A 2,226-nucleotide genomic window follows, 5' to 3' on the forward strand; every position below is an offset into this window, starting at 1 on the left:
GGCCAATCCCAGCCCGTGGCCGGCCGCTGTCTGGCCCGGTGCGCGGAAAAACGGCTCACCCAATTGCGCCAGGTACTCTTCAGCGACCCCCGGGCCATGGTCGCGAACCTTGATGGTGATGTGTTCGCCTTCGCGCTCCGCACTCAGTTCAATCGGCTGGCCAGGCGGGTTGAAGCGCTGCGCGTTGCGCAACAGGTTATCCACGGCGCGCTCGATCATCGTTGGCCAGCCGTTGAGGCCCAACCCCTGTTCGGCTTGCAGCAGTACGGACTGCTCGGGAGCCGCCAGCGAGGCGTCTTTTTGTACGGTGTTGAGCAGTGCATTGAGGTCGACCTGCTCGGCGCTGGCCTGATCGGCATCGACTCGGGCCAGGGTCAGAATCTCGCTGATCAACGATTCCAGCCGGTCGCACTCGCGGGTCAGGCGTGGCCACAGTTTTTCACGTTCTTCAGGCCCGGCGCGTTCAGCCAGGGCCAGAGCGATCTTGAGCCGGGCCAGGGGCGAGCGCAGCTCGTGGGACACATCACGCAGCAGTTGGCGCTGGCTGCCGATCAGGCTTTGCAGGCGGGCACCCATGCGGTTGAAGTCGGTGGCCAGCACGCCAAATTCATCACGTCGCGACGCCAACTGCGCCAGGCTGTTCTGTTGGTAAGTGGTTTGCCCAAGGTCATGCACGGCAACGCGCAGACGCTTGAGCGGGCGGGTAATCGAGAGCGTCACCATCAGGCTGAACAGCGTCAGCACCACCAGCGCAATCCCCAGTGCGCTCAGAGGCCAGATCAGGCTCTGGCGGTGCCAGGCATCCAGTTCCGGGTGCGGAATGCGGTAAATCAGCAAATAGGTTTCGGCGGTTTTCGGGCTGGTGTATTCGACGGTCAGGCGGCGCCATGGCAACTGTTCTGTGCCCGGATTCTGGCGGGCTTCCCAGGCGGCTGCCCGACGCGGGAAGGTGCCACGTACCAGCGGGTCGCCACTTTCGTTGAGCACTTGCACGTCGATGTGATAACGGCGCTTGCGCCGTTCAAGGAAATCCTGCGCCGCATCGGCGCCCTGAGTTTCGTAACGCTCGGTCCACTGTTGCGCCAGATTGGCGATCCCGGGATGACGGCTGAGAATCCATGCGTCCTGATTGAGCATATGCCCCAGCAGGATCGACAACCCTGCGACCAGGGCAATCGCCAGCCAGAAGCTGGCCAGAATGCGCCAAAACAGTGATCGCACGGTAATTCCTCACAAGTCATTGATTGAAACGACCAAAGCCCAACGGCGTGAGCCGTTGGGCTTGGTGGGCAGACAGATTATTGCGCTTTTGGCGCTTGCTGTGCTTTCCAGTCCTTAAACTCTTTCATCTCGGCTTGACGCTCGGCGCGTTTCTTTTGCATCTCGTCGAAGCGTTTTTGCTGATCAGGCTTGAGCAAGGCGCGAATATCGCTCTGGGTTTTGTCGTGCTTGGCCTTCATCTCGTCTTTCAGGGCTTTCTGGTCGGCGGCTGGCAGTTTTTCCAGGTACTTCTCGACCAGTTGCTTGCGATCATGCATTTGCTCGCCCATCAGCTTGCCGATCTGCTGGCGCTGCTCGCGGGTGAGGTCCAGCTGGCTGTAAGGGGCGTCGCCGCGACCGTGGTGCTCGCCGCCGTGACGAGGGCCCATCTGGCCGTCACCACCAGGCATGGCCATTGCGACGGTTGGCAGTGCTGCAGCAAACATCAAAGCAATTAGAGTCTTACGCATGGTGTGTCTCCTTTGAATTTGGATTCCGGTCGTTCCGGATGCGCCCAGTTTAGGGAGATCAAGGTCAATCGCTGTCAACCGTGGGTAAAGCTTTGGTAAAGACGGTTTTGCCGGGGATTTACACAGGGTGAGGGCGCTTTTCTCAGACGCTGTAGAAATACCCGCGGCTGCGCAGTGCCACGATGCGCGGGCTGCCATCCGGGTGCGGGCCGATCTTTTTGCGCAGGTTGCTGATATGCATGTCCAGGCTGCGGTCGTACAGGGTCAGCTTGCGGCCCAGGGCGATCTGCGCCAGTTCCTGTTTGTCCAGCGGCTCACCCGGTTGGCGCAGCAGGGCTTCAAGGATGCGGCTTTCAGACACGGTCAGGGTAATGTCGCGCTGGTCGATGGTGACCACGCCGCGCATCGGGCTGAAACACAGGTCGCCCAGCTCCATCTGGCTGGACACCGCCGCCGGGTGGCTGCGGCGCAACACGGCGCGCAGGCGGGCTGTCAG

Annotated in this window: 3 protein-coding genes; all 3 read right to left on the minus strand. The window is 61.4% G+C overall.

Annotated features, from left to right (window positions below):
- Positions 1-1,221, minus strand: a 1,221-nt coding sequence (locus tag GHO03_RS24245) for a sensor histidine kinase (RefSeq protein WP_372241797.1), incomplete at its 3' end; no start/stop codon positions are given.
- Between the two features lie 77 nt (positions 1,222-1,298).
- Positions 1,299-1,730, minus strand: a complete 432-nt coding sequence (locus GHO03_RS24250; RefSeq protein WP_095002644.1) for a Spy/CpxP family protein refolding chaperone — start codon at positions 1,728-1,730, stop codon at positions 1,299-1,301.
- 142 nt (positions 1,731-1,872) lie between these two features.
- Positions 1,873-2,226: response regulator transcription factor (locus GHO03_RS24255; RefSeq protein ID WP_178110373.1), on the minus strand; the 354-nt coding region annotated here is incomplete at its 5' end.

This window comes from Pseudomonas sp. FSL R10-1339 (assembly GCF_009600545.1).
Classification (GTDB): domain Bacteria; phylum Pseudomonadota; class Gammaproteobacteria; order Pseudomonadales; family Pseudomonadaceae; genus Aquipseudomonas; species Aquipseudomonas bubulae.